We start from the raw sequence: 19,554 nt of genomic DNA on the forward strand, positions 1-19,554 counted from the left end.
AAATATAATACTATAAATGGTTTTCAAATTAAGGGGTAATCTCGAGCTTTAAAAACTTGATAGTGCCACCATTCATTCTGGAAAAAATCCCATCCTGCACTCATCATAATGCCCAATAACATATACCGGTTGGCGGCTACTTGCGGTGCATGGGTAGAAGCGCCATGATGAGCCCGTGGAGACAAGTCATCAAAATCTGTTCCCATATCTAATTCTTTGCCTGATGCATCTATTAAAGTTAAATCAATAGCAACCCCTCGCGTATGGTGCGATCCCTTTTCGGGGGGCATAACGTAATTAGGATCAGGGCAATGGGCCCAAAGAGCCTCTTGGACAGAACGCGGGCGATAAGCATCAAAAATTTTAATTTTTAAATTCTGTTCCTGAGCAAGAATAATAGATTTTCTTAATAAGACATCGGCATCTTTATGTATAAAACAACGATCATCATGATAAATTCTTGCGCCCGTAATGTTGTTTTTTGTTGCATAACGTAATTCAAGGAGAATATTATGGGAAGCTTCCGTAATTTCAACAAGAGAGGAATGGGATAGACTGGCAGAATCACTCAGATCCTTATAGGTATCAGCTTGAGTATGCGTCATAATGTCATGCCCCTTTAACAAATATATAATGCTGTTTTTATGAATACACTAAGTAATTCCCCCCCGCAATCGATAAATATTCTTGCCTTTGATACCTCGTATGACGAAGCCTCTCTAGCTTTGTGGACAGGAGGACATCTTCATAAATTGGCCATTCCTTTAGGTACGGGCCCTCACAGTCAAGCGGCCTGTTTAATTCCCATGATGCAAAATATTTTGACCGACCAAGGGATCACTTTTCAAGATTTAGATATCATAACTACGCCTACGGGTCCTGGCTCATTTACAGGCATACGTCTTGGATTAGCAACCGCACAAGGTCTTCTGCTCTCCACAAAAGCAAAAGGCTTTGCACCTACAACTTTTCAGTTGCTAGCCTTTGGGGCCTGGAAAGAAAGAAAAGGGTCTTATTTAGTTACCTTATCAACAAAAAGAGATAGCTTTTATAGCCAAGGGTTTGATGAAAATCTTAATACCCTCTTCCCCGGTATCATTCAAACTGAGGAGGAGATAGAGACTTTCTTAGAGCATCATCCCAATTCAAATCGCGTAAAAACCTCCACAAATTTGGGGGCAGAAAATCTCATTCATCTCTGTTTGCACGAGCTAATTAAGACCGATAATTCGCTGCAAAATAGGCAAGAAAAAAATGCGCAAACATTACATCCCTATTACTTACACGACCCAGTATTCGTAAAGCAAAAATTATGCTCACTCTAGTTCCTTTAACAATTGAGGATGGAGAGAATCTTGAAAAGATTCATGCAGCTTGTTTTCCAGACGGATGGTCACAAAAAACTTTTGATCATTTGTTAAAAGAAAACATAACTTGTGGTTGGCTGGCCAATAACTTATCCGGAGCCCCGGTTGGCTTTATTTTGGCTCGCATTTTAGAAGATGAAGCCGAAATATTAACCTTTGCTGTCCATCCCACCTCGCAAAGACAAGGGATAGGGCGTTATTTGTTAATAGAACTGATGAATTTCTTAAAATCCGTTCATTGTACTAAGACATTTTTAGAAGTTGCTATAGATAATGTGACAGCCATAAATCTCTATAATTCCATCGGTTTCAAAATTGTGGGCAGTCGTCCTCATTATTATCAACGTAATAATGGTACTTTTATTTCTGCATCTATAATGGCAATTGAAAATTGAACGTCATAACCCTTGCGCCTTCTTTAATCCATCAAATCACTATACATTTTAAAAAAATTTAAGATTATGAAAAAAAGACTTGTTCTTTTTCTCTATTGCATTTATAAAATCAAGGACTGAACTATAATAAATAGAGGATTTGCAAACTATGTCAGAACAACAACCCTTACGCCTTGAACTTCTTAGTTTAACAGCTGAAATTGTCGCAGCACACACTTCCAATAATTCTGTTGGCGTTACTGAGTTGCCAAGTGTTATTCAACAGATTTTTATCACTCTTTCTAATTTGAGTACTGATGGCATTCAAGGGGGTTTAACGACACGTCCAAAACCAGCTGTTGCAATTAATAAGTCTATTACGGATGACTACATAGTTTGCTTAGAAGATGGCAAAAAACTACAAATGCTTAAACGTCACCTCAAGACAGTTTATAACCTAACCGTTGAACAGTATCGTGAGCGCTGGGGTCTACCATCTGATTACCCTGTTGTTGCTCCTAATTATGCAAAACGTCGGAGCGAGATTGCAAAATCAAGCGGTTTGGGAATGTCGCGTCATCGCCGTAAAAAGCTAAAAGTTATCGATAGCGTAGATAATATCTCACAAGTTGCATAACAAAGTTTAGATATCAGGGTTTAGAGGGGTTAGGAAATAATGAGGAATATTTTTCCTAATTCCTAACCTCTGGCCTATGATCTTTTTAACCCTGAACGTTGGCACTTGAACTTCATGTCTCTACAAACTCTTCCCCCTAAAAAACTCTACATTAAAACCTATGGCTGCCAGATGAATGTGTATGATTCTGAGCGGATGGCAGATATATTAGTCCCCCTTGGATATAAGCTAACAGAAAACCCTGATGATGCAGACATGGTCATCCTGAATACGTGTCATATTCGCGAAAAAGCTGAGCAAAAAGTTTTCTCTGATTTGGGAAGATTGCGTGACAAGCGCGAAGATCGTCGTGCCCAAGGAAATGATACAGTTATAGCTGTTGGCGGATGTGTTGCTCAAGCTGAAGGGGCTGAGATTATGCGTCAAGCGCCTTATGTTGACATGGTCTTTGGTCCCCAAACTTACCACCGCCTTCCTGAAATGGTAGCCAAAGCGACTCGAGCTGCTGAAAAAGCACGTAAACCCAATCAAAAAAGAGGCTTGGGGATCGTAGATGTTGATTTTCCTGTTGAATCAAAATTTGACCACTTACCTCAAACTACAGAGTCCAGAGCTTCTGCTTTTCTTTCTATTCAAGAAGGGTGTGATAAGTTTTGTACCTTCTGTGTTGTCCCTTATACACGGGGCGCTGAATATTCCCGTCCCGCAACTGAAATATTAGCGGAAGCTAAACATCTTCTCTCCCTAGGGACAAAAGAAATCACCCTGTTAGGACAAAATGTAAATGCTTATCATGGTACAGCCCCTCTATCCGACCATATTGAATCTAAAGATTGGGGATTAGGACGCTTGATTCGGGAATTAGCGGATTTGGGTGTAGAGCGTATACGCTATACCACTTCACATCCTCGGGATATGGATCAGAATTTAATTGATGCCCATCGAGATGTTCCCGCTCTCATGCCTTTCCTTCATTTGCCTGTGCAATCAGGGAGTGATCGTATTTTGGAAGCCATGAATCGCAAACATACCGCACAGACTTATTTTGATATTATTGATAAACTACGCTTAGCTAACCCCGAGATAGGCCTGTCTTCGGACTTTATTGTTGGTTTTCCCTCAGAAACAGAAGAAGATTTTGAAAAAACTCTCGATTTAGTTCGCCGTGTTGGCTACGCCCAAAGCTATTCCTTTAAGTATAGTATTCGTCCAGGCACTCCTGCCGGAGCCATGGAGGTTCAAGTGGCAGAGGAAGTAAAGACACATCGATTGCAACGACTACAAGAGCTTCTTAATCAACAGCAGATAGATTTTAATCTAAAAACTGTAGGGACTATCCAGCCGGTTTTACTCGATCGAAGAGGACGTCAAAAGGGTCAGTTTATTGGCAGGTCACCTTTCATGCAATCTGTGGTCGTTGAGGGCCCAGAACGTTTATTTGGCCAAATTGTCGACGTACGTATTGATCAAGCTCATCCGAATAGTGTGTCAGGAGAAATTGTTATTCACGAATTGTAAACGTTTCTTGCGCAATACTATAAAAAAGGATTTTATTATTTGACTAAAGAAACCAACCCAGTCGTTTTTGTTGAATTTGAGGACAATCAAGCATTATCCACCCTTGTTGGCCCCCAAGACAGCAATATATTGCGCCTTGAACAGCGCCTCGGGGTTTCCATAGCTTTACGGGGTAATAAAATTGCCATTTCTGGTCCAGAGCCAGAGATTAGTTATGCAAAGACAGCTCTTCAATATTTATATTCTCAATTTTTAAAAGGCCGCCCAGTCGAAATTGAAGATGTCGATGCGGCCATTCGAATGGTCAGCTCCGCCGTTACTTTTGATCGCGATGGACTCACAACCGAAGGTGAAGAAATCTCTATTCCCACCAAGCGTCGGATTGTTTTTCCTCGATCAGCTCATCAGGCCGAATATATTAAAATGATGCAAACCTATGATCTTGTCTTTGGCCTTGGGCCGGCAGGAACAGGAAAAACATATTTAGCTGTTGCTTATGGTGTATCCTTACTCTTATCGGGACAAATTGATAGAATTATCTTATCAAGACCTGCAGTCGAAGCCGGTGAGAAACTTGGTTTTCTTCCGGGAGATATGCGAGAAAAAATAGATCCTTATCTGCGCCCTCTTTATGATGCTCTCCATGACATGTTACCTGTAGAACAAGTAGTGAAAAGGATGAGTAATGGAGAAATTGAAGTCGCTCCTCTGGCTTTTATGCGGGGCCGTACGCTTAGTAATGCTTTTGTAATTCTGGATGAGGCCCAAAACACGACACCTATTCAAATGAAGATGTTTTTAACACGCATGGGAATGAATTCTCGGATGGTTATTACAGGTGATCTAACGCAAGTTGATCTGCCCGCAGGAGTATTATCCGGCTTAAAAGACGCAATACGAGCTCTTGAAGGGGTTCAAGAAATTGGTTATCTTAACTTTAATGATGAGGATGTGGTGCGTCATTCACTGGTTTCAAAAATTGTGCGTGCGTATGACCAATATACGAAAAGCCGCCTTAACTTGGTTGATTATTAAAAATGCCTGACCCTGAACCTTCTATAGAAATTACAGTTATTATCGACAGGCCCTGTTGGGAAAATTCTACTGCACATTGGGAGTCATTATTACAGCCTGCCGTCCTAAAAACACTCCATCAATTAAATTGGGAACATTCATCTGAAATCAACATTTTACTAACTGATAATGCTGTAATTCAGTCGTTAAATAAAAGTTATAGGAGCCAAAACAAACCCACAAATGTGCTTGCTTTTCCTAGTTTAAATCCAGATGAAATAGCTCCACTTTATAAAAATAAACCTGAACAATCTCCCATTATTTTGGGAGATGTTGTTCTTGCTTTTGAAACCATTCAACAAGAGTCAAACGAACAAAAGAAAGATTTTGAAAAACATTTAGTCCATTTGACAGTACATGGGACACTCCATTTACTTGGTTTTGATCATGAAAAGGACGACGATGCTGCCACCATGGAGTCTTTAGAAATAAAGATTCTATCTTCTTTAATGATTCCCAACCCTTACGAAGAATGACAAATAATATAATGACAAGTATGCCTGACCAAGATTCTGAACTATCTTTCCCCACAAAATTCCTTCACTGGTTGAAACAAAAGTGGCGGATGTTGATGCGCTCCGATGCAGATAACAGCCTACGAGAAACCCTTGAAGAACTTATCGAAGATACAGAGGATGAAGTTAACCCCTCCCTAGAGTCTGACGAACGCTTATTGTTGGGCAACGTTTTAAATCTGCGAGATTTGACAGCCGAAGATGTCATGATCCCCCGCGTTGACATCATTGCCGTTCCTCTTACAGTTACAGGACCAGAATTGTTGTCTGTTCTGAACCGCTGCCGTTATTCACGTATTCCAATTTATAGGAATAATTTAGACGATGTGATTGGAATGATTGAGACAAAAGATGTTTTAAGCTGGTCATCAACCAAGAAGCCTTTGAATATCAAATCCTTAATTCGAGATGTTTTATTTATCTCTCCCACAATGCGCACTCTCGATTTAATTTTTCAAATGCGGGAAACAGGGACAAAAATGGCTATGGTGGTTGATGAGTTTGGCGGAATAGATGGGTTGGTGACATTTCCAGACTTAATAGAAGAAATTATTGGTGACATTCAGGATGCTCAAGATCGTACCCCAAGTTATCAACTGGTGGAACGAGCAGACGGCACAATTGTAGCGGATGCCCGTGTAACCCTCGAAGAAATCGCAGAAAAATATAGTATCAATCTTATTGTGGAGGGACTTGAAGACGAAATTGACACCCTTGGGGGGCTTGTGGTAGCCCTTGCTGGACGTGTCCCAGCCCGTGGGGAGCTGATTACCCATCCTGCTGGCTTAGAAATTGAAGTCGTTGACGCAGATCCTCGCCGCGTAAAAAGACTTTACATCCGTGGTATTGAGAAACTTGTGACAAAAAGAGAGAAGCCCGAATAGAGTGAATTGCTAACTATGTCTGATCATTTTACTGAAATAGAATTAACCCAGAATATTTTAAAAGATATGGGAATAGAGCTTAATAATAGAGGCAAAATTCTGGATTTTGGTTGTGGAGCTGGCACAGCTGTATCAGCGTTAGGTGAACAGGGATATCAAAATGTCTACGGATATGACATACAAAATTATTTAAATTTAGACATTCCAAACGACCCATCCCACTTTTTCTTTTCTTCAAAGGAAATAGAAACTCATTATAACAGCTTTGACTTTATTTTTTCAAATCAAGTATTAGAACATGTTACAAATTATTCTCAAACACTTCAGCAAATTTATGACCTCCTAAAACCTGGAGGGATTTGTCTCCATTTTTTCCCCTCAAAATGGCGCATAGTTGAACCCCATATTTTTGTTCCCTTTGCGGGAGTTTTTTCTTCTAAAACATATCTCGGATTTTGGTCAAAATTAGGAATTCGAAATCAGTTTCAAAAAGGAAAACCCTGGAGGGATGTCCAAGAGGAAAATTATAATTTTTGTCTAAATAATCTCAATTATCTGTCTACTGGGGAACTCTATCGAGAGTTTAAAGTCTTATTTAAACGTGTAGAATTTCGAGAAGATTTATTCATAAAACACTCCAAAGGACGCCTTCAGAAAATTCCAAAAATTATAAAAGCATTACCTGGCTTAGCTTTTCTCATGAGAGAACTGCATGCGCGCACTGTATTCTTACAAAAACTTTAAGAGACATCCCTTTTTTCCAGCACAATAAATAGGCGGAACCCAAAGAAACGGCCAAGGTAAGGTTCTATTTTTCTCTCAAACTTTAAAAGCGATTTGACCATAAATGAAGGGATTAAAGACCAGGGTTTAAAGCCCCCAGAAAGTGGGTAACACCATAAGCTTATAAAGGAATTCTCAATAATTTGAAGGTCTGGAAATAATTCAGAAAATGAATGCTTATACTTTCCAAATAATAGAGAGGGTATAGCCTGATTCGCATCAAAGGGTTTGCGAGTGGCAGAAAGCGGACCATCCTCTAAGGGATTTGATTTAAGAAGAACGGGTTCTTCATGAATAAAGTGATAAAAGAACCAACTTAAAGGGGTAATTGCCGGATCCAAAAGAATAATCCGACCGCCAGGACGTAACAAGTATGCGGCTTCATTAAAAAAGCGAACGGGACGTTCAATGTGGTGAAGGACATCGATTGCAACGATATTGGAAAGACTCCCCTCTCTTAAGGGGAGGGATTGGGCGTCACAAACACAATCCACCCAAGGAGATGAAATAATATCAGTCGAAATCACTTGCGGAAGATACTCCTTTAAATTCCCAGTACCTCCCCCAATTTCAAGGGTAGAACCAGAAACGCTGGACTTGACAACCCGTTGATAGAAATCATGGTAAATTGCCTTTAAAACAGGTTTTTTTTGCCATATTTCCCGATGATCTTGTAAAGTTTCGATCGACATTAAGTACGTCCATAAATATCTTTGATACGAACAATATCGTCTTCCCCAAGGTAACTGCCCGATTGAACTTCAATAAGATGAAGCTCAATTTTTCCCGGATTTTCAACACTATGAGCAGTTCCTGCGGGAATATATATAGATTCATTTTCATGGACAAGTTGAGTCGTCTCGCCAATCAGGACTTTTGCTGTTCCCGTTACAACAACCCAATGCTCTGCTCGATGATAATGAATTTGAACAGAAGTTTTCGATTGGCTTTTGAGCATTAAGCGTTTCACTTTAAAGCGCTCACCCAGTTCAATTTCTTGGTAATAACCCCAAGGACGATAAACCCGTTTGTGAAAATCAAGTTCAGACCGTAAATTATGACGTAAATGTGTCGTAATTTCTTTTACTTTTTCTGCTTTGGCTTTGTTAGCAACCAAAACTGCATCGTTAGAGGCGATGACAATAATATCCTCTAAGCCAATGACGGAAACAAGCAATCCATCACCTCTAATATAACTATTCTTTACATTTTGGGTAATGACATCCCCAATTATGGCGTTACCGTTTTCGTCTTTAGAATTTAATTCCCAAACGGTTTGCCAATTACCCACATCTGACCATCCCATATCCTCACAACCGACTACGGCAATGTTGGTCGCTTTTTCCATAACACCAAAATCTATAGATATATTGTCACACTGGTCAAACTCTTCTTCAGGAATTCGAATAAAATCTAGATCTGGTTTCGCCTTCTGAATGGCAGAAAGAGACCATTTATAGGTTGTAGGCAAATGGTCTTGCAGCGCTTGGAGAAAAACTTCTGCTTTTGCAAAAAACAATCCGCTATTCCAAAAACAAGAGGATTGAAGCAGTTCCTCTGCCCTTTCAACATCAGGCTTTTCTACAAATTTATTAACCCCGAAAACTTTAGGCGCAAGTTCTTTTGATTGAGGAATAATATATCCATATCCTGTTTTTGGACCCGTGGGAGGAATACCAAAAACAACAATTTGACCCTGGTCTGCTGCAAGCTTTGCGTGCTGAATAGCCTGATCTAAGACTTCAGAATTGATGATTTGGTGGTCCGAGGGAGAGAACAAAATATAGGTTTCTGGATCTTTAATAAAGTGGGCCGCTAAAGCCATGGCCGGCGCTGTATTACGTGCAGATGGCTCTAAAATAATGGGGACTTTGGTAATGCCAATTTCAAGCATTTGTTCCGCCGCCAAAAAACGGTATTGCTCATTACTAATGATGAGAGGAATTTCATACTCTGGTTTCGAAAATCGCTTCACTGTTTGCTGAAGTAAGCTAAGACCCCCCAACGGAGCAAGAAGTTGTTTAGGGTAGGAAGTGCGGGATAAAGGCCAAAGGCGCGTTCCTCCGCCACCACAAAGTATCACGGGCTGAATTTTCATAATGTATATCTCTTTAAAAAACTTTCATAAGTACTCTTTAATCCATCTTCTAATTCTATTTTAGCTTTCCACCCTAAAGCGGATAATTTTGATATATCCAAAAGTTTTTTGGGTGTGCCATCTAATTGAGTAGGATCGAAATGAATGTCCCCCGTAAAGCCAATCACATGAGCAATTTTTATCGCCAACTCTTTTATACTGAGATCTTTACCTGTTCCAATGTTAATGGGTGCCTTGTCTGAGTAATGGCTTGCAACAAACAAGCACGCATCTGCTAAATCATCCACATGCAAAAACTCTCGCATGGGCGTTCCTGTCCCCCATAAAGTGACTTGGGAGTCGCCTCTAGCTTTGGCTTCATGAAATTTTAGAATCATCGCCGGAATGACATGACTGTTTTGAAGATCATACGTATCTCCCGGTCCATACAGATTTGTTGGCATCAAACTTATAAAATCATCTCCATATTGTTTACGAAATGCCTCCACAAGTTTTACCCCCGCGATCTTTGCTAAGGCATACCATTGATTTGTTTCTTCCAACGGCCCGGATAGAAGAGAAGTTTCCGTCATAGGTTGAGGTGCTAGGCGTGGGTATATACAAGATGATCCTAAGAAAATAAGGCGCTCAACTTTAAAATCGTGAGCCGCACCGATAACATTTTGCTGAATCAATAAGTTATCATATAGAAAATCCGCAGGATATGAGTTGTTGGCAAAAATTCCCCCTACTTTTGCCGCTGCTAAGAAGATTATCTCTGGTTTATTTTTTTCGAACCAATTGCGAACAGCAGCTTGATCTTTTAGATCTAATTCTGATTTTGAAATTGTGAGAATTTGACAATTGCTCTTTTCAAGCGCTCGAACAAGAGCTTGGCCAACCATTCCCCTATGACCAGCAACAAAAATTTTTTTGCCAAAAAAAGCATCATATTTGTTCATAAGTATTTCCACGCTCATCCCAACAATATCGTATTTCTTGTTAAGAAATTGTGTATATCTTCTTCCACCATTTCTTTTACTAGATTTCGAAAAGAAATTGTTGGTTCCCAACCCAGCTTCATTTTTGCTTTTGAAGAGTCACCAATAAGCATGTCAACTTCTGCAGGACGAAAGAAGGCTGGATCAATAGCAATAACAATTTCATTTGTGTCTTTACGAATGGCTTTTTCCTCAAGACCGTCACCAGACCACACAATCGGAATATTTGCCACCTCAAAGGCTAGGGATACAAACTCACGAACCGTATACGTTTCCCCCGTTGCAATAACATAGTCATCGGGTAGGGGTTGCTGCATCATTAACCACATGGCTCTTGCATAATCTTTCGCATGCCCCCAATCACGTTTCGCGTTTAAATTTCCCAAGAAAATGGGATCTTTTGAACCATGTATAATATTAGCAATGCCAAGGGTAATTTTTCGCGTTACAAACGTTTCACCTCTCGTTGAGCTTTCATGATTAAAGAGAATGCCATTAGAGGCATGCATGCCATAGGCTTCCCGATAATTTACTGTTAGCCAATATGCATATAATTTTGCTGCAGCGTAAGGGCTGCGCGGATAAAACGGCGTGGTTTCTTTTTGAGGAATTTCTTGAACTTTTCCATAGAGTTCGGAAGTGGAAGCTTGATAATATCGCACTTGATCCGTCAAATTATGAATACGAATCGCCTCTAAAAGTCGCAAAGGACCAATAGCATCAGCATTTGCTGTATACTCAGGTGTTTCAAAGCTAACAGCCACATGACTTTGAGCTGCCAAGTTATAAATTTCTTGAGGACGGATATTGCCAATCAAACGAATCAAATTGGAGCCATCTGTCATATCCCCATAATGGAGGGTAAAATTTGGATGATCTTCTAAACCTTTAAGTCGCTCTGTATTATTTGTTGAAGCCCGTCGAATAAGCCCATGAACGGCGTATCCTGCTTCCAAAAGCAATTGACTTAAATAAGCACCATCTTGACCATTTACACCTGTAATAAAGGCTTGTTTCATATTTATGTAGGCTCCTTAAAGCTATTGGCGACATAAATTATTTTATTATCTTGGCTGGGTAAACTTGCATGAATTTCAATCCAATCCGAATGTAAATTCAAAATATGATTTTCAGCAATCAGCCATTTACTTGAGTGCGAAATATAATCGTATAATTGCAATAAAATAAGATTATCATTCCTATATTCATTAACCGTATTCAGTAAATTCTTAGCAAGAATTTCATCGCCAACTGAATATAATGTCCATAATTTCCGAATTGTGTTGGGTGAAATCGTTCGAAAATTCATCCCAGGCGAGGATGAAATTAGAACATGTGGTTGTCGATTAACGTTATACGTTAAAAAAGTTTCTTGTCCTGGAATTTTGTTAATCGTGAAATTTGAAATTTCGCGTGTTGCCCTGAAAGTCGGAAGATAAATAGCTGTTACAGAAGCAATAACTATAAATAGTATGCCACAACTAGCCCCTATATTTTGCACACCTCGATAATTTTTGAAAGAGGGAACGGCAACAAAGGCCAATGATAATAAAGCCCCCATAAAAGGAATAGCAACAGCGAAGGTGCGCATACCTCCATCTTGGAAAATAATCATGGAAGAACTTGCGATACTGAAAAAAGTGATAATTAAAAATAAAAAGCTCCGATTAACTTTTTCTCGGTTTCGCCAAATTTGAAAACTTATTATGCCCCAAAAACTAATAGATAAAGCCCCAGTAATATACTTAAGTGGGCCATCGCCAATCGTAAGTTGTTTTACAAACCAAGCCATAAATTTCACCAAATATTTGCCCATTCCGAAGAAGAGAAGTAGGGGATTGCCTTTAAAAACACTCCAAGACTCCCGATATAAAATGAGGGCTTCATTCGCTTCGTTTTGTCCGGTTAAAAGATTGCGGATCTGAGGATCGTTGTAAGCATAAGTCCATCCTTTTCCCCCACTTACAAGACCATAGAGAGTTAATCCGAAATTAGAAAATGCCATACCTCCAGGCGTCCCAAAAATGGACGAAAGCTTAGATAATAAGAAAAATGGCACTGCAAAGCATAATAGGCTATAAGAGAAATCTTTAAATCGAGATTTTGTAAATGGATCAAGATAAACAAGAAATAAAAAACCTAATGCCATAAAATTGGGCCCGGCTCTTGCACTTAAACCAAGGGCAAGAGCGACCATCCCTAGATTAAAAATAAAGCGCTTTCTTTCTTGCCATCCATTCCAGAGTAATACAAAACTAAAGAGACCAACAGTTAAGCCCAGAATTTCACAAAGCGTCGTTTGAATATACATTTGAGCGTAATAATAAACGAAAAAAAGAGCTGCAAAGGTAGATAAAATTCCCAAATCTTGTCGAAGTGTCCTTAAATAGAGAGAAAAAGCAATTCCACAAAGGCCCATCTGAAGAATCATGACATACCAAAAATTAAAGTTCGTTATTTTTAAGTAAAATGCCAAGAGTAAGGTATTCAAGGGACGACGCATATTCCAAGAATCCAAAACGCCATTCTCGATAAACCGATGTGCCCCTGTAAAATATCCTGCGCTATCCGAATACGGTATAACACCCCCGATGCTACTAAAGACTCCTTCAGAAAGTGCCGGCAGAGGGAATCCAAACCAGGAGTTCAAAAGCCCGCCGCCTAACACCAGGAGAGAAATGAATACCCAGACTTTCAGATGATTAAAGGAAAAGTTTAAGTTTTTTGTAGGCATAAATCACCATTTTTAAAAGAATTACTCCATGTCGCCATCTCGAAATTTGGGTCGATCCGTATGAACGTGCCACGTAGCGTATGGGAACTTCTACAACTTTCATGTTAAGCTTAGAAGCGCCAAAAATTAATTCAAAATCTCCAAAAGGATCAAAGTCCCCGAAGAACTTTCTTTGCTCGATAATGCGCTTATAATCTTTTGCTAAAAAAACTTTCGTGCCACACAAGGTGTCGGTAAATCTTTGAGAAAGAAGATAAGAAAACAACCAAGAGAATGCTTTATTTGCAATAAAGTTTAAGAATCGCATGGCTTGGTCTTCCATCGGGTAAATTAAGCGCGTTCCATTCACAAATTCACCCTGCCCCGAAGAGATAACTTTATAAAACTTGGGAAGCTGCTCTGGGGGCACAGTTAAATCTGCATCCAAAATCATAAGAAGTTCCCCACGGGCTTTTTCAAAGCCTAAATGAACCGCATCCGCCTTCCCTTTTCCTGATTGTTTAAAGGCTTTAATGTCAAGATCTTTGTATTTATTCTTGACCCGCAAGACCTCTTCCCAGGTGCCATCCTTACTGTGGCCCTCAACATAGATAATCTCCATATCTTCACAAAATTTAGGAAGACGTTGAATAGCAGCTTCAATATTTCCCTTTTCGTTTCGACAAGGAATAATCACACTTGTAGAATAGCTATTGGGAATAAAAGTTGGGCGAGGCCTCGCAACAACATAGGTTCGCAAGCAAAATTTGCGTAAACCCGGCAATGTGGCAATAAACTTGTTCACTACCGTATCAATACCAAATAAAGGAATAGGAATTAGTTGTTGATATTCTTTGCGAATCATCTCAAAGCCTGATAGTTCCGCAATTCGCTCAATATCTGTCGTGGAAAGAAAATTCTGAGCGGGTTGTGAAATTTTTAGCTTTAGCAATTCTGCTATCTTAACTAAAAATTCCCAGTGTTTTGTATAGTAGGAAATAATAAGACGAGTTCTCGACTCGCATAAAGGGGCTAAATTTTCAAGAGTTTGTTGAATATCTTCAAAAAAACCAATTACATCTGAAATAATAATGACATCAAATGTTTCTCCTTGAGGCAATGGGAGAGGTAATTCCGCATCATGAGCATAGAAGCTAAGATCTGGGTGACGTTTCTTTGCGTAATCAATCATTTTAGGACTAAGATCAATACCGACGCCATGGCTTGGATGAACACTGGAAAGCAAATCACCATTGCCACATCCAATTTCCAATACCCTTAAATCCGGTTCGATTAAAAACTGATGATATTTTTGATCTTGAAAATGAAATTTCTGATTAAAAAAAGTAAAATTTTTGACAATATCAAAATTTTTTTCAATAGAATCAATGATTTTTTTCTTTCGAGACGTCAGTGCGCCCTCTTTTTTTGCATCCGGTTCCTGGACAAATCCCATTGGCCTACCATTTCAAAAATGTAATATTCATCCGCAGTAAAGCTTAATTATATTTTAAATTCAATAACAAACATGTTTCTTATGATCATAAACCTAGCAATTTGTGCGAAAATTCGGTAGAAACAAGATTATAATTACTTATTCATAAAGGCTTACTTCTATGTCGTTAAAAGTTTTGATTCTGGGTGTAAATGGATTTATCGGTAGTGCCCTCACGGAAGCCATTTTAAAACAAAAGAATTGGCACATTTATGGGATGGACATGGGAACTGATAAAATAGAAGATTGCATGGAAGATCCTCGATTTCATTTTGTTGAAGGCGACATAACCATTAACAAAGAATGGATTGAATACCATATTAAAAAGTGTGATGTTATTTTGCCCCTGGTTGCTATTGCTTCCCCTGCAATTTATGTATCTGACCCTTTACGTGTTTTTGAGCTCGACTTTGAAGCAAATTTAGAGATTATTCGTAAATGTGCCCAATACAAAAAACGAGTCATATTTCCCTCAACCTCAGAAGTTTATGGTATGTCTCAAGATTCTGTATTTGACGAAGAGTCTTCTAATCTTGTGTTGGGACCAATTCATAAACAACGTTGGATTTATTCTTGTTCAAAACAATTATTAGATCGCGTGATCTATGCTTATGGTTTTCGTGATGGATTAAATTACACACTTTTTCGTCCTTTCAATTGGGTTGGACCAAAGCTTGATAATATTTACTCCTCAAAGGAGGGGTCTTCCCGTGTTGTCACTCAATTTATTTGGGATATCCTCCATAAAGGTGAAGTAAGACTTGTGGATGGTGGACAACAGCGCCGAGCCTTTACCTTCATTGATGATGGCGTGGATGCGTTACTTAAAATTATTGAAAATAAAGATGGTTGTGCATCGGGGCGTATATTTAACTTGGGCAATCCGAACAACGACGCCTCCATTCAAGATCTCGTATCCTTATTGGTTGACCTTATAAAAGATTATCCCGGATATAAAGAAATTGCCGAAAAAGTTCGTATCTTATCTGTGGATTCAAAAGATCACTACGGGGTTCACTATCAAGATATTCTTCATCGCGTTCCCTCCATTAAGAATGCCCAAACATTTTTGGGGTGGTCCCCTACTGTTGATTTGCGTGAAGCCCTGAAAAGGACCTTGGATTATCATCTCACCAAACCAAATTTGCCGTTGAATGATCAAGAAGCGGCATAAACAAAGAAATGCAACTTGCATTAAAGATTGACGTCGACACTGAGCGAGGAACAAAGATAGGTGTTCCAGGATTGCTTGATCTTCTGGGAAAATATAATATTGCCGCAACATTCCTATTTTCCTTGGGTCCAGACAATACGGGTCGAGCAGTTCGGCGTATTTTTCGTCCAGGATTTTTAAATAAAGTCAGCCGAACATCAGTCCTCGAAATCTATGGGTGGCGCACACTATTAAATGGTCTTTTATGGCCAGGGCCCCATATTGGAAACCGCCACGGCGCTATAATGCGTCAAACCCAAGACCTGGGACATGAAGTTGGCATACATTGCTACGATCATATTCGCTGGCAGGATGGCTTATCTAAGATGACTCTCCGCCAGGTTCGTAATGAACTCTACCGGGCCCAAGATATATTTCGTAAAATTTTTGGTCATAAAGCTATTACGGCCGGGGCTGCAGGATGGCAAGCAAATCATCATAGTCTTGAGGTATATGATGAAGCAGGTTTTTTGTACGGCAGCGATTGTCGAGGACGCACGCCCTTTTTTCCCACATCTCATGGGTCCCAATTTCGCACCCTTCAAATTCCAACGACTCTCCCTACGTTAGATGAATTATTAGGCCGTCCTGAATATCCCTTGGAAAGCCTAATTGATTATTATATGAGTCTTCTCCAACCCAATACCCTAAACGTTTTAACCATTCACACAGAACTCGAGGGTATGCTTTATAAGGAATGGTTTGAAGGTATTCTTAAAGCTTGCAAAAGCCGGGGCATTAAATTTGTCTTACTAAAAGATATTGCTCAAAATCTTATGAAAAATCCTAAAAACATCCCCGTTTGTCCTTTAACGCAAGGTAAGATTGATGGCCGTTCGGGAACATTGGCCCTTCAAGGTTTTTAAAAAAATATCCCCCCTTAAATTCTATTGAAATAACCAGATATAAGTTTGTCAAAAACTGTTTTCCTGTGATACCCTTTTTTCATGGAGCACAATATTGACTTAACAGAAATAACGCTCGTCATTGTGGCTGCCCTTGCGGGCGGGTTAGGACTTGCACGTCTTAAACAGCCTCCCATTTTGGGATATATTTTAGCGGGTATTATATTGGGACCCTCTGGTTTGGGTCTTATTCAATCTCGCGACAAAGTTGACTTGCTTGCTGAGCTTGGTGTGTTGCTCCTCCTTTTTGTTGTGGGAATGGATTTAAACTTAAGAACCTTCAAAAAGGTATGGGTTGTCAGTACGCTGTGCACAATTTTGCAAGTCTCCGCCAGCATTATCATTACTCTCTTTCTATCCAAGATTTTGGGGTGGTCCTTTGGCCATGCTTTACTTTTAGGATTTGTTTTATCTCTTTCTTCCACGGCAGTTGTTGTCAAAATGCTTGAAAGCATTGGGGAAATGAAAACAGAAACGGGTCAAATGGCAATTGGTGTTTTAATTGCGCAAGATTTGGCCATTGCTCCGATGATTCTTATTCTGCGTAATCTAGATACGCCTTGGTATGACCCTTCATTAATTGCGAAAGTTCTTCTGTCCATCGGACTGATTGTCGGTTTGATTCTTTATCTGAGTCGCAAGCAAAGAGTTCGCCTTCCCCTTACGCAGATTATTGCCGGGGATAAGGATTTGACACCGCTGGCAAGCTTAACTTTTTGCTTTGCCGCGGCCGCTATCTCTGGCTTAATTGGGCTTTCAGCAGCTTACGGAGCTTTCTTAGCTGGTTTGGTTTTAGGCAACACCCACGAGCGACTGATTATGTTAGAAACAACTAAACCTATCCAAAGCATTTTAATGATGGCTTTTTTCTTATCGATTGGTTTGTTGTTGGATACAAGCTTTATTTTGGAAAACATAGGAACAGTTTTACTTCTGTTATTGGTTTTGACCATTGGCAAGACTGCTATTAATATCTCCATTCTCCACCTTTTGCGCCTTCCGTGGTCACAATCTTTCCTTATTGGTGTGGTTCTTGCTCAACTTGGAGAATTTGCCTTTTTATTGTCAACCGTTGGCTATGAAACGAAGATTATCGACGACTATGGAGAAAATCTGATTATTGCCCTTACGGTCTTGTCATTAACCTTGAGCCCGCTTTGGTTAACAATTGCGCGAAGACTCCATAACTTTGCAGATAATTCTACCATTTCATTACCGGGTATTCTTCAATTACTGTGTAGCCGTGATGCAGGTATTTTGAGACGCGTTATGGCAAAATCTCCCAAAATAAAAAAGGGAAAGAATATAGAAATTCATGACATTACAGACGCCGAGCTTTAACATTGAACGATGCCACCCCTTTCCGGTCGTGGGGATTGATGAAGCCGGTTGTGGCCCCTGGGCTGGTCCTGTCGTTGCGGGTGCTTTTGTTTTTCTTAATTTCGACTCAATCGCCCCTCAGGTTTTATCTCTAATTCGTGACTCTAAGCAACTTACACCCGCACGTCGGGAGAACGCCTATCTTCAGTTGACCACCCCTTGTGACGTCCAATTTGGAGTTGGGATTTCTTCTGTGGAGGAAATAGATAATTTGAATATTGCTAATGCGACCCGGCTGGCAATGCAAAGGGCCGTAAATCAATTGACCATTACACCTGCAGCAGCGCTGGTTGATGGTATTCGAAAGCCCGATTTACAATGTCCCATTACCTCAGTGATTAAGGGAGACCAATTGAGTTATTCTATTGCGTCTGCTTCTATTATTGCCAAAGTCACGAGAGATCGTATTATGTTAGAGTTGGGTAAGGATTATCCTGCATTTGGATGGGCTAAAAATGCAGGTTATGGAACCGTTCAGCATCACAATGCTCTCAAACTTGAAGGGATTACCCCCCACCACCGTCGATCCTATGCACCCATCGCCAAATTTATCGAGTTGGAAAAGAGCTCTAAAGTCCCATAGAAATTTCTGTGAGATATTATTTTGATGGTTGAATTTTTGTTACAGAAGTATTCTATCTACACCCCATTACTTATATGTTCTTTGTCATGAAGTATCCGGTTAGTCCGTATTTCCAATTAGGTATGGTTGCAACTTCATCAAATTTACATGCTTTAAAGAAATCTCTTGCCTCCGGGAAGAAGGTATTGAGTTGCAAATGAGAAGCTATACATTCCTTTCCCGAATTAATAACTTTGTCTACAAGTTGTGTTCCAATTTTTTGCCTTCTGAAATTGGCATCAACATAAAGTCCTTCAATCCATATATTTTTAGGAGCCGTCTTTATATAAGTGATACCACCTACCAGCTGTGTTTCATAAAAGGCGTAAAATCCTTCAGATTGAACGACATGGTGGCCAGTATGTATGTCTAGATAAGTGTTTAATTCCAAATTCAGTTTATCTTCCCAGGCTGGGTTGCGGAAATTAGTTATCGTAATACTCATTTTGTAGCTTCCATAAGGTCTATTTCTTTATTTAACTGAGGAATTTACATCCTCAAGAATGAACGTTTTCTTTAGTAGAATTGATTTCTATAAGTTTCGCATTACACAAGGAAAGCATGCTTGCGGATAAGGGTCAATATACTCTTTTTATTATTATACTTTTTATCCCACCTTTGCTGATTTTTCTTTCTGATATTTGTTTATTTCTACACCATAGCATTATTATTGTTCTTATAAATTAGTTTAATTTGATGTAAATAATATATATTAATATATAAATATTTATATTTAGATCAATTTGTTTACTATTTTATTTTATATTTTATAAATTTTAATTTTATTATTATATTTTACTTTCACTGACCACACTCTGCAAAAATTCCAAATTCGGTTATTTTTCAAGCTTTTTTGATTTATTTGATTTTTTGGCTTTTTCTACATGAAATAATTGAGCGCGACTATGCTATTTTCACTGTGATACATAATGACATTTTATTTTGTATGGTCTATATGTTTCACGTGAAACTTTTTTTGTGTTTATTTATAAAAAT

The 19,554-nt window shown here is 39.3% G+C and carries 20 protein-coding genes; 12 read left to right on the forward strand and 8 right to left on the reverse strand.

Features of this window, described 5'->3' with window-relative positions:
- Positions 1-23: 23 nt before the first annotated feature.
- Positions 24-605 carry a D-alanyl-D-alanine dipeptidase gene (gene ddpX / locus FJX03_04220; protein MBM3632897.1) on the reverse strand — a complete coding sequence of 194 codons (582 nt, stop codon included), beginning with the start codon at positions 603-605 and terminating at the stop codon, positions 24-26.
- A gap of 39 nt (positions 606-644) precedes the next feature.
- Here ddpX and tsaB point away from each other — a divergent pair, with 39 nt between their 5' ends.
- From tsaB to FJX03_04260, 8 genes are all read left to right on the forward strand, one after another.
- Positions 645-1,325 carry a tRNA (adenosine(37)-N6)-threonylcarbamoyltransferase complex dimerization subunit type 1 TsaB gene (gene tsaB, locus FJX03_04225; protein ID MBM3632898.1) on the forward strand — a complete coding sequence of 227 codons (681 nt, stop codon included), beginning with the start codon at positions 645-647 and terminating at the stop codon, positions 1,323-1,325.
- Positions 1,313-1,762 (forward strand): ribosomal-protein-alanine N-acetyltransferase, encoded by a 450-nt coding sequence (gene rimI / locus FJX03_04230; protein ID MBM3632899.1) that lies wholly within the window; start codon positions 1,313-1,315, stop codon positions 1,760-1,762. Before tsaB ends, rimI begins: the two co-directional genes overlap by 13 nt.
- Before the next feature lie 148 nt (positions 1,763-1,910).
- The gene (locus tag FJX03_04235) at positions 1,911-2,378 is read left to right on the forward strand and encodes a MucR family transcriptional regulator (protein MBM3632900.1); all 468 of its coding nucleotides are present in this window, start codon (positions 1,911-1,913) and stop codon (positions 2,376-2,378) included.
- Positions 2,379-2,492: 114 nt separating this feature from the next.
- Positions 2,493-3,896 (forward strand): tRNA (N6-isopentenyl adenosine(37)-C2)-methylthiotransferase MiaB, encoded by a 1,404-nt coding sequence (gene miaB, locus FJX03_04240; protein ID MBM3632901.1) that lies wholly within the window; start codon positions 2,493-2,495, stop codon positions 3,894-3,896.
- 39 nt (positions 3,897-3,935) lie between these two features.
- Positions 3,936-4,931, forward strand: a complete 996-nt coding sequence (locus FJX03_04245; protein MBM3632902.1) for a PhoH family protein — start codon at positions 3,936-3,938, stop codon at positions 4,929-4,931.
- Positions 4,932-4,933: 2 nt separating this feature from the next.
- On the forward strand, positions 4,934-5,446 hold the full coding sequence (gene ybeY / locus FJX03_04250) for an rRNA maturation RNase YbeY (protein ID MBM3632903.1): 513 nt from the start codon (positions 4,934-4,936) through the stop codon (positions 5,444-5,446).
- A gap of 89 nt (positions 5,447-5,535) precedes the next feature.
- Positions 5,536-6,369 (forward strand): HlyC/CorC family transporter, encoded by an 834-nt coding sequence (locus tag FJX03_04255; protein MBM3632904.1) that lies wholly within the window; start codon positions 5,536-5,538, stop codon positions 6,367-6,369.
- Between the two features lie 15 nt (positions 6,370-6,384).
- Complete coding sequence (locus tag FJX03_04260; GenBank protein MBM3632905.1) at positions 6,385-7,113, forward strand: class I SAM-dependent methyltransferase; 729 nt, start codon at positions 6,385-6,387, stop codon at positions 7,111-7,113.
- Here FJX03_04260 and FJX03_04265 read toward each other — a convergent pair.
- Genes FJX03_04265 through FJX03_04290 form a run of 6 tightly spaced genes read right to left on the reverse strand, consistent with a single transcriptional unit; the run spans position 7,110 to position 14,399 of the window.
- Positions 7,110-7,844: a class I SAM-dependent methyltransferase gene (locus FJX03_04265; protein ID MBM3632906.1), complete on the reverse strand. Its 735-nt coding sequence runs from the start codon at positions 7,842-7,844 to the stop codon at positions 7,110-7,112. The genes FJX03_04260 and FJX03_04265 overlap by 4 nt on opposite strands.
- Complete coding sequence (locus FJX03_04270) at positions 7,844-9,244, reverse strand: mannose-1-phosphate guanylyltransferase/mannose-6-phosphate isomerase (GenBank protein ID MBM3632907.1); 1,401 nt, start codon at positions 9,242-9,244, stop codon at positions 7,844-7,846. Before FJX03_04270 ends, FJX03_04265 begins: the two co-directional genes overlap by 1 nt.
- Before the next feature lie 2 nt (positions 9,245-9,246).
- Complete coding sequence (locus FJX03_04275; GenBank protein MBM3632908.1) at positions 9,247-10,191, reverse strand: GDP-L-fucose synthase; 945 nt, start codon at positions 10,189-10,191, stop codon at positions 9,247-9,249.
- 14 nt (positions 10,192-10,205) lie between these two features.
- Positions 10,206-11,249, reverse strand: a complete 1,044-nt coding sequence (gene gmd / locus FJX03_04280) for a GDP-mannose 4,6-dehydratase (protein ID MBM3632909.1) — start codon at positions 11,247-11,249, stop codon at positions 10,206-10,208.
- A 2-nt stretch (positions 11,250-11,251) separates the two neighbouring features.
- Positions 11,252-12,964, reverse strand: a complete 1,713-nt coding sequence (locus FJX03_04285; protein ID MBM3632910.1) for a hypothetical protein — start codon at positions 12,962-12,964, stop codon at positions 11,252-11,254.
- Complete coding sequence (locus FJX03_04290; protein ID MBM3632911.1) at positions 12,933-14,399, reverse strand: glycosyltransferase; 1,467 nt, start codon at positions 14,397-14,399, stop codon at positions 12,933-12,935. The genes FJX03_04285 and FJX03_04290 overlap by 32 nt, the downstream gene beginning before the upstream one ends.
- Positions 14,400-14,559: 160 nt before the next feature.
- Between FJX03_04290 and FJX03_04295 the strand changes: the two genes are divergently transcribed.
- From FJX03_04295 to FJX03_04310, 4 genes are all read left to right on the forward strand, one after another.
- Complete coding sequence (locus FJX03_04295) at positions 14,560-15,612, forward strand: bifunctional UDP-4-keto-pentose/UDP-xylose synthase (protein MBM3632912.1); 1,053 nt, start codon at positions 14,560-14,562, stop codon at positions 15,610-15,612.
- An 8-nt stretch (positions 15,613-15,620) separates the two neighbouring features.
- Entirely contained in the window at positions 15,621-16,517 is an 897-nt protein-coding gene (locus FJX03_04300; GenBank protein ID MBM3632913.1) for a 4-deoxy-4-formamido-L-arabinose-phosphoundecaprenol deformylase, read from the forward strand.
- An 81-nt stretch (positions 16,518-16,598) separates the two neighbouring features.
- Positions 16,599-17,897: a cation/H(+) antiporter gene (locus FJX03_04305; GenBank protein ID MBM3632914.1), complete on the forward strand. Its 1,299-nt coding sequence runs from the start codon at positions 16,599-16,601 to the stop codon at positions 17,895-17,897.
- Complete coding sequence (locus FJX03_04310; protein ID MBM3632915.1) at positions 17,872-18,519, forward strand: ribonuclease HII; 648 nt, start codon at positions 17,872-17,874, stop codon at positions 18,517-18,519. Before FJX03_04305 ends, FJX03_04310 begins: the two co-directional genes overlap by 26 nt.
- 70 nt (positions 18,520-18,589) lie before the next feature.
- Here FJX03_04310 and FJX03_04315 read toward each other — a convergent pair whose 3' ends face one another.
- A complete protein-coding gene (locus tag FJX03_04315) occupies positions 18,590-19,003 on the reverse strand; it encodes a GNAT family N-acetyltransferase (protein MBM3632916.1) in 414 nt (137 codons plus the stop codon).
- Between the last annotated feature and the right edge of the window lie 551 nt (positions 19,004-19,554).

This window comes from Alphaproteobacteria bacterium (genome assembly GCA_016870095.1).
In the GTDB taxonomy this organism is placed as follows: Bacteria; Pseudomonadota; Alphaproteobacteria; order Paracaedibacterales; family VGCI01; genus VGCI01.

What these genes read in the sequence shown, in the direction of transcription:
- ddpX (MBM3632897.1), bottom strand. Translation starts at nt 605, where the DNA reads ATGACGCATACTCAAGCTGATACCTATAAGGATCTGAGTGATTCTGCC.
- tsaB (MBM3632898.1), top strand. Translation starts at nt 645, where the DNA reads ATGAATACACTAAGTAATTCCCCCCCGCAATCGATAAATATTCTTGCC.
- rimI (MBM3632899.1), top strand. Translation starts at nt 1,313, where the DNA reads ATGCTCACTCTAGTTCCTTTAACAATTGAGGATGGAGAGAATCTTGAA.
- FJX03_04235 (MBM3632900.1), top strand. Translation starts at nt 1,911, where the DNA reads ATGTCAGAACAACAACCCTTACGCCTTGAACTTCTTAGTTTAACAGCT.
- miaB (MBM3632901.1), top strand. Translation starts at nt 2,493, where the DNA reads ATGTCTCTACAAACTCTTCCCCCTAAAAAACTCTACATTAAAACCTAT.
- ybeY (MBM3632903.1), top strand. Translation starts at nt 4,934, where the DNA reads ATGCCTGACCCTGAACCTTCTATAGAAATTACAGTTATTATCGACAGG.
- FJX03_04255 (MBM3632904.1), top strand. Translation starts at nt 5,536, where the DNA reads ATGTTGATGCGCTCCGATGCAGATAACAGCCTACGAGAAACCCTTGAA.
- FJX03_04260 (MBM3632905.1), top strand. Translation starts at nt 6,385, where the DNA reads ATGTCTGATCATTTTACTGAAATAGAATTAACCCAGAATATTTTAAAA.
- FJX03_04265 (MBM3632906.1), bottom strand. Translation starts at nt 7,844, where the DNA reads ATGTCGATCGAAACTTTACAAGATCATCGGGAAATATGGCAAAAAAAA.
- FJX03_04275 (MBM3632908.1), bottom strand. Translation starts at nt 10,191, where the DNA reads ATGAACAAATATGATGCTTTTTTTGGCAAAAAAATTTTTGTTGCTGGT.
- gmd (MBM3632909.1), bottom strand. Translation starts at nt 11,249, where the DNA reads ATGAAACAAGCCTTTATTACAGGTGTAAATGGTCAAGATGGTGCTTAT.
- FJX03_04285 (MBM3632910.1), bottom strand. Translation starts at nt 12,964, where the DNA reads ATGCCTACAAAAAACTTAAACTTTTCCTTTAATCATCTGAAAGTCTGG.
- FJX03_04290 (MBM3632911.1), bottom strand. Translation starts at nt 14,399, where the DNA reads ATGGGATTTGTCCAGGAACCGGATGCAAAAAAAGAGGGCGCACTGACG.
- FJX03_04295 (MBM3632912.1), top strand. Translation starts at nt 14,560, where the DNA reads ATGTCGTTAAAAGTTTTGATTCTGGGTGTAAATGGATTTATCGGTAGT.
- FJX03_04300 (MBM3632913.1), top strand. Translation starts at nt 15,621, where the DNA reads ATGCAACTTGCATTAAAGATTGACGTCGACACTGAGCGAGGAACAAAG.
- FJX03_04305 (MBM3632914.1), top strand. Translation starts at nt 16,599, where the DNA reads ATGGAGCACAATATTGACTTAACAGAAATAACGCTCGTCATTGTGGCT.
- FJX03_04310 (MBM3632915.1), top strand. Translation starts at nt 17,872, where the DNA reads ATGACATTACAGACGCCGAGCTTTAACATTGAACGATGCCACCCCTTT.
- FJX03_04315 (MBM3632916.1), bottom strand. Translation starts at nt 19,003, where the DNA reads ATGAGTATTACGATAACTAATTTCCGCAACCCAGCCTGGGAAGATAAA.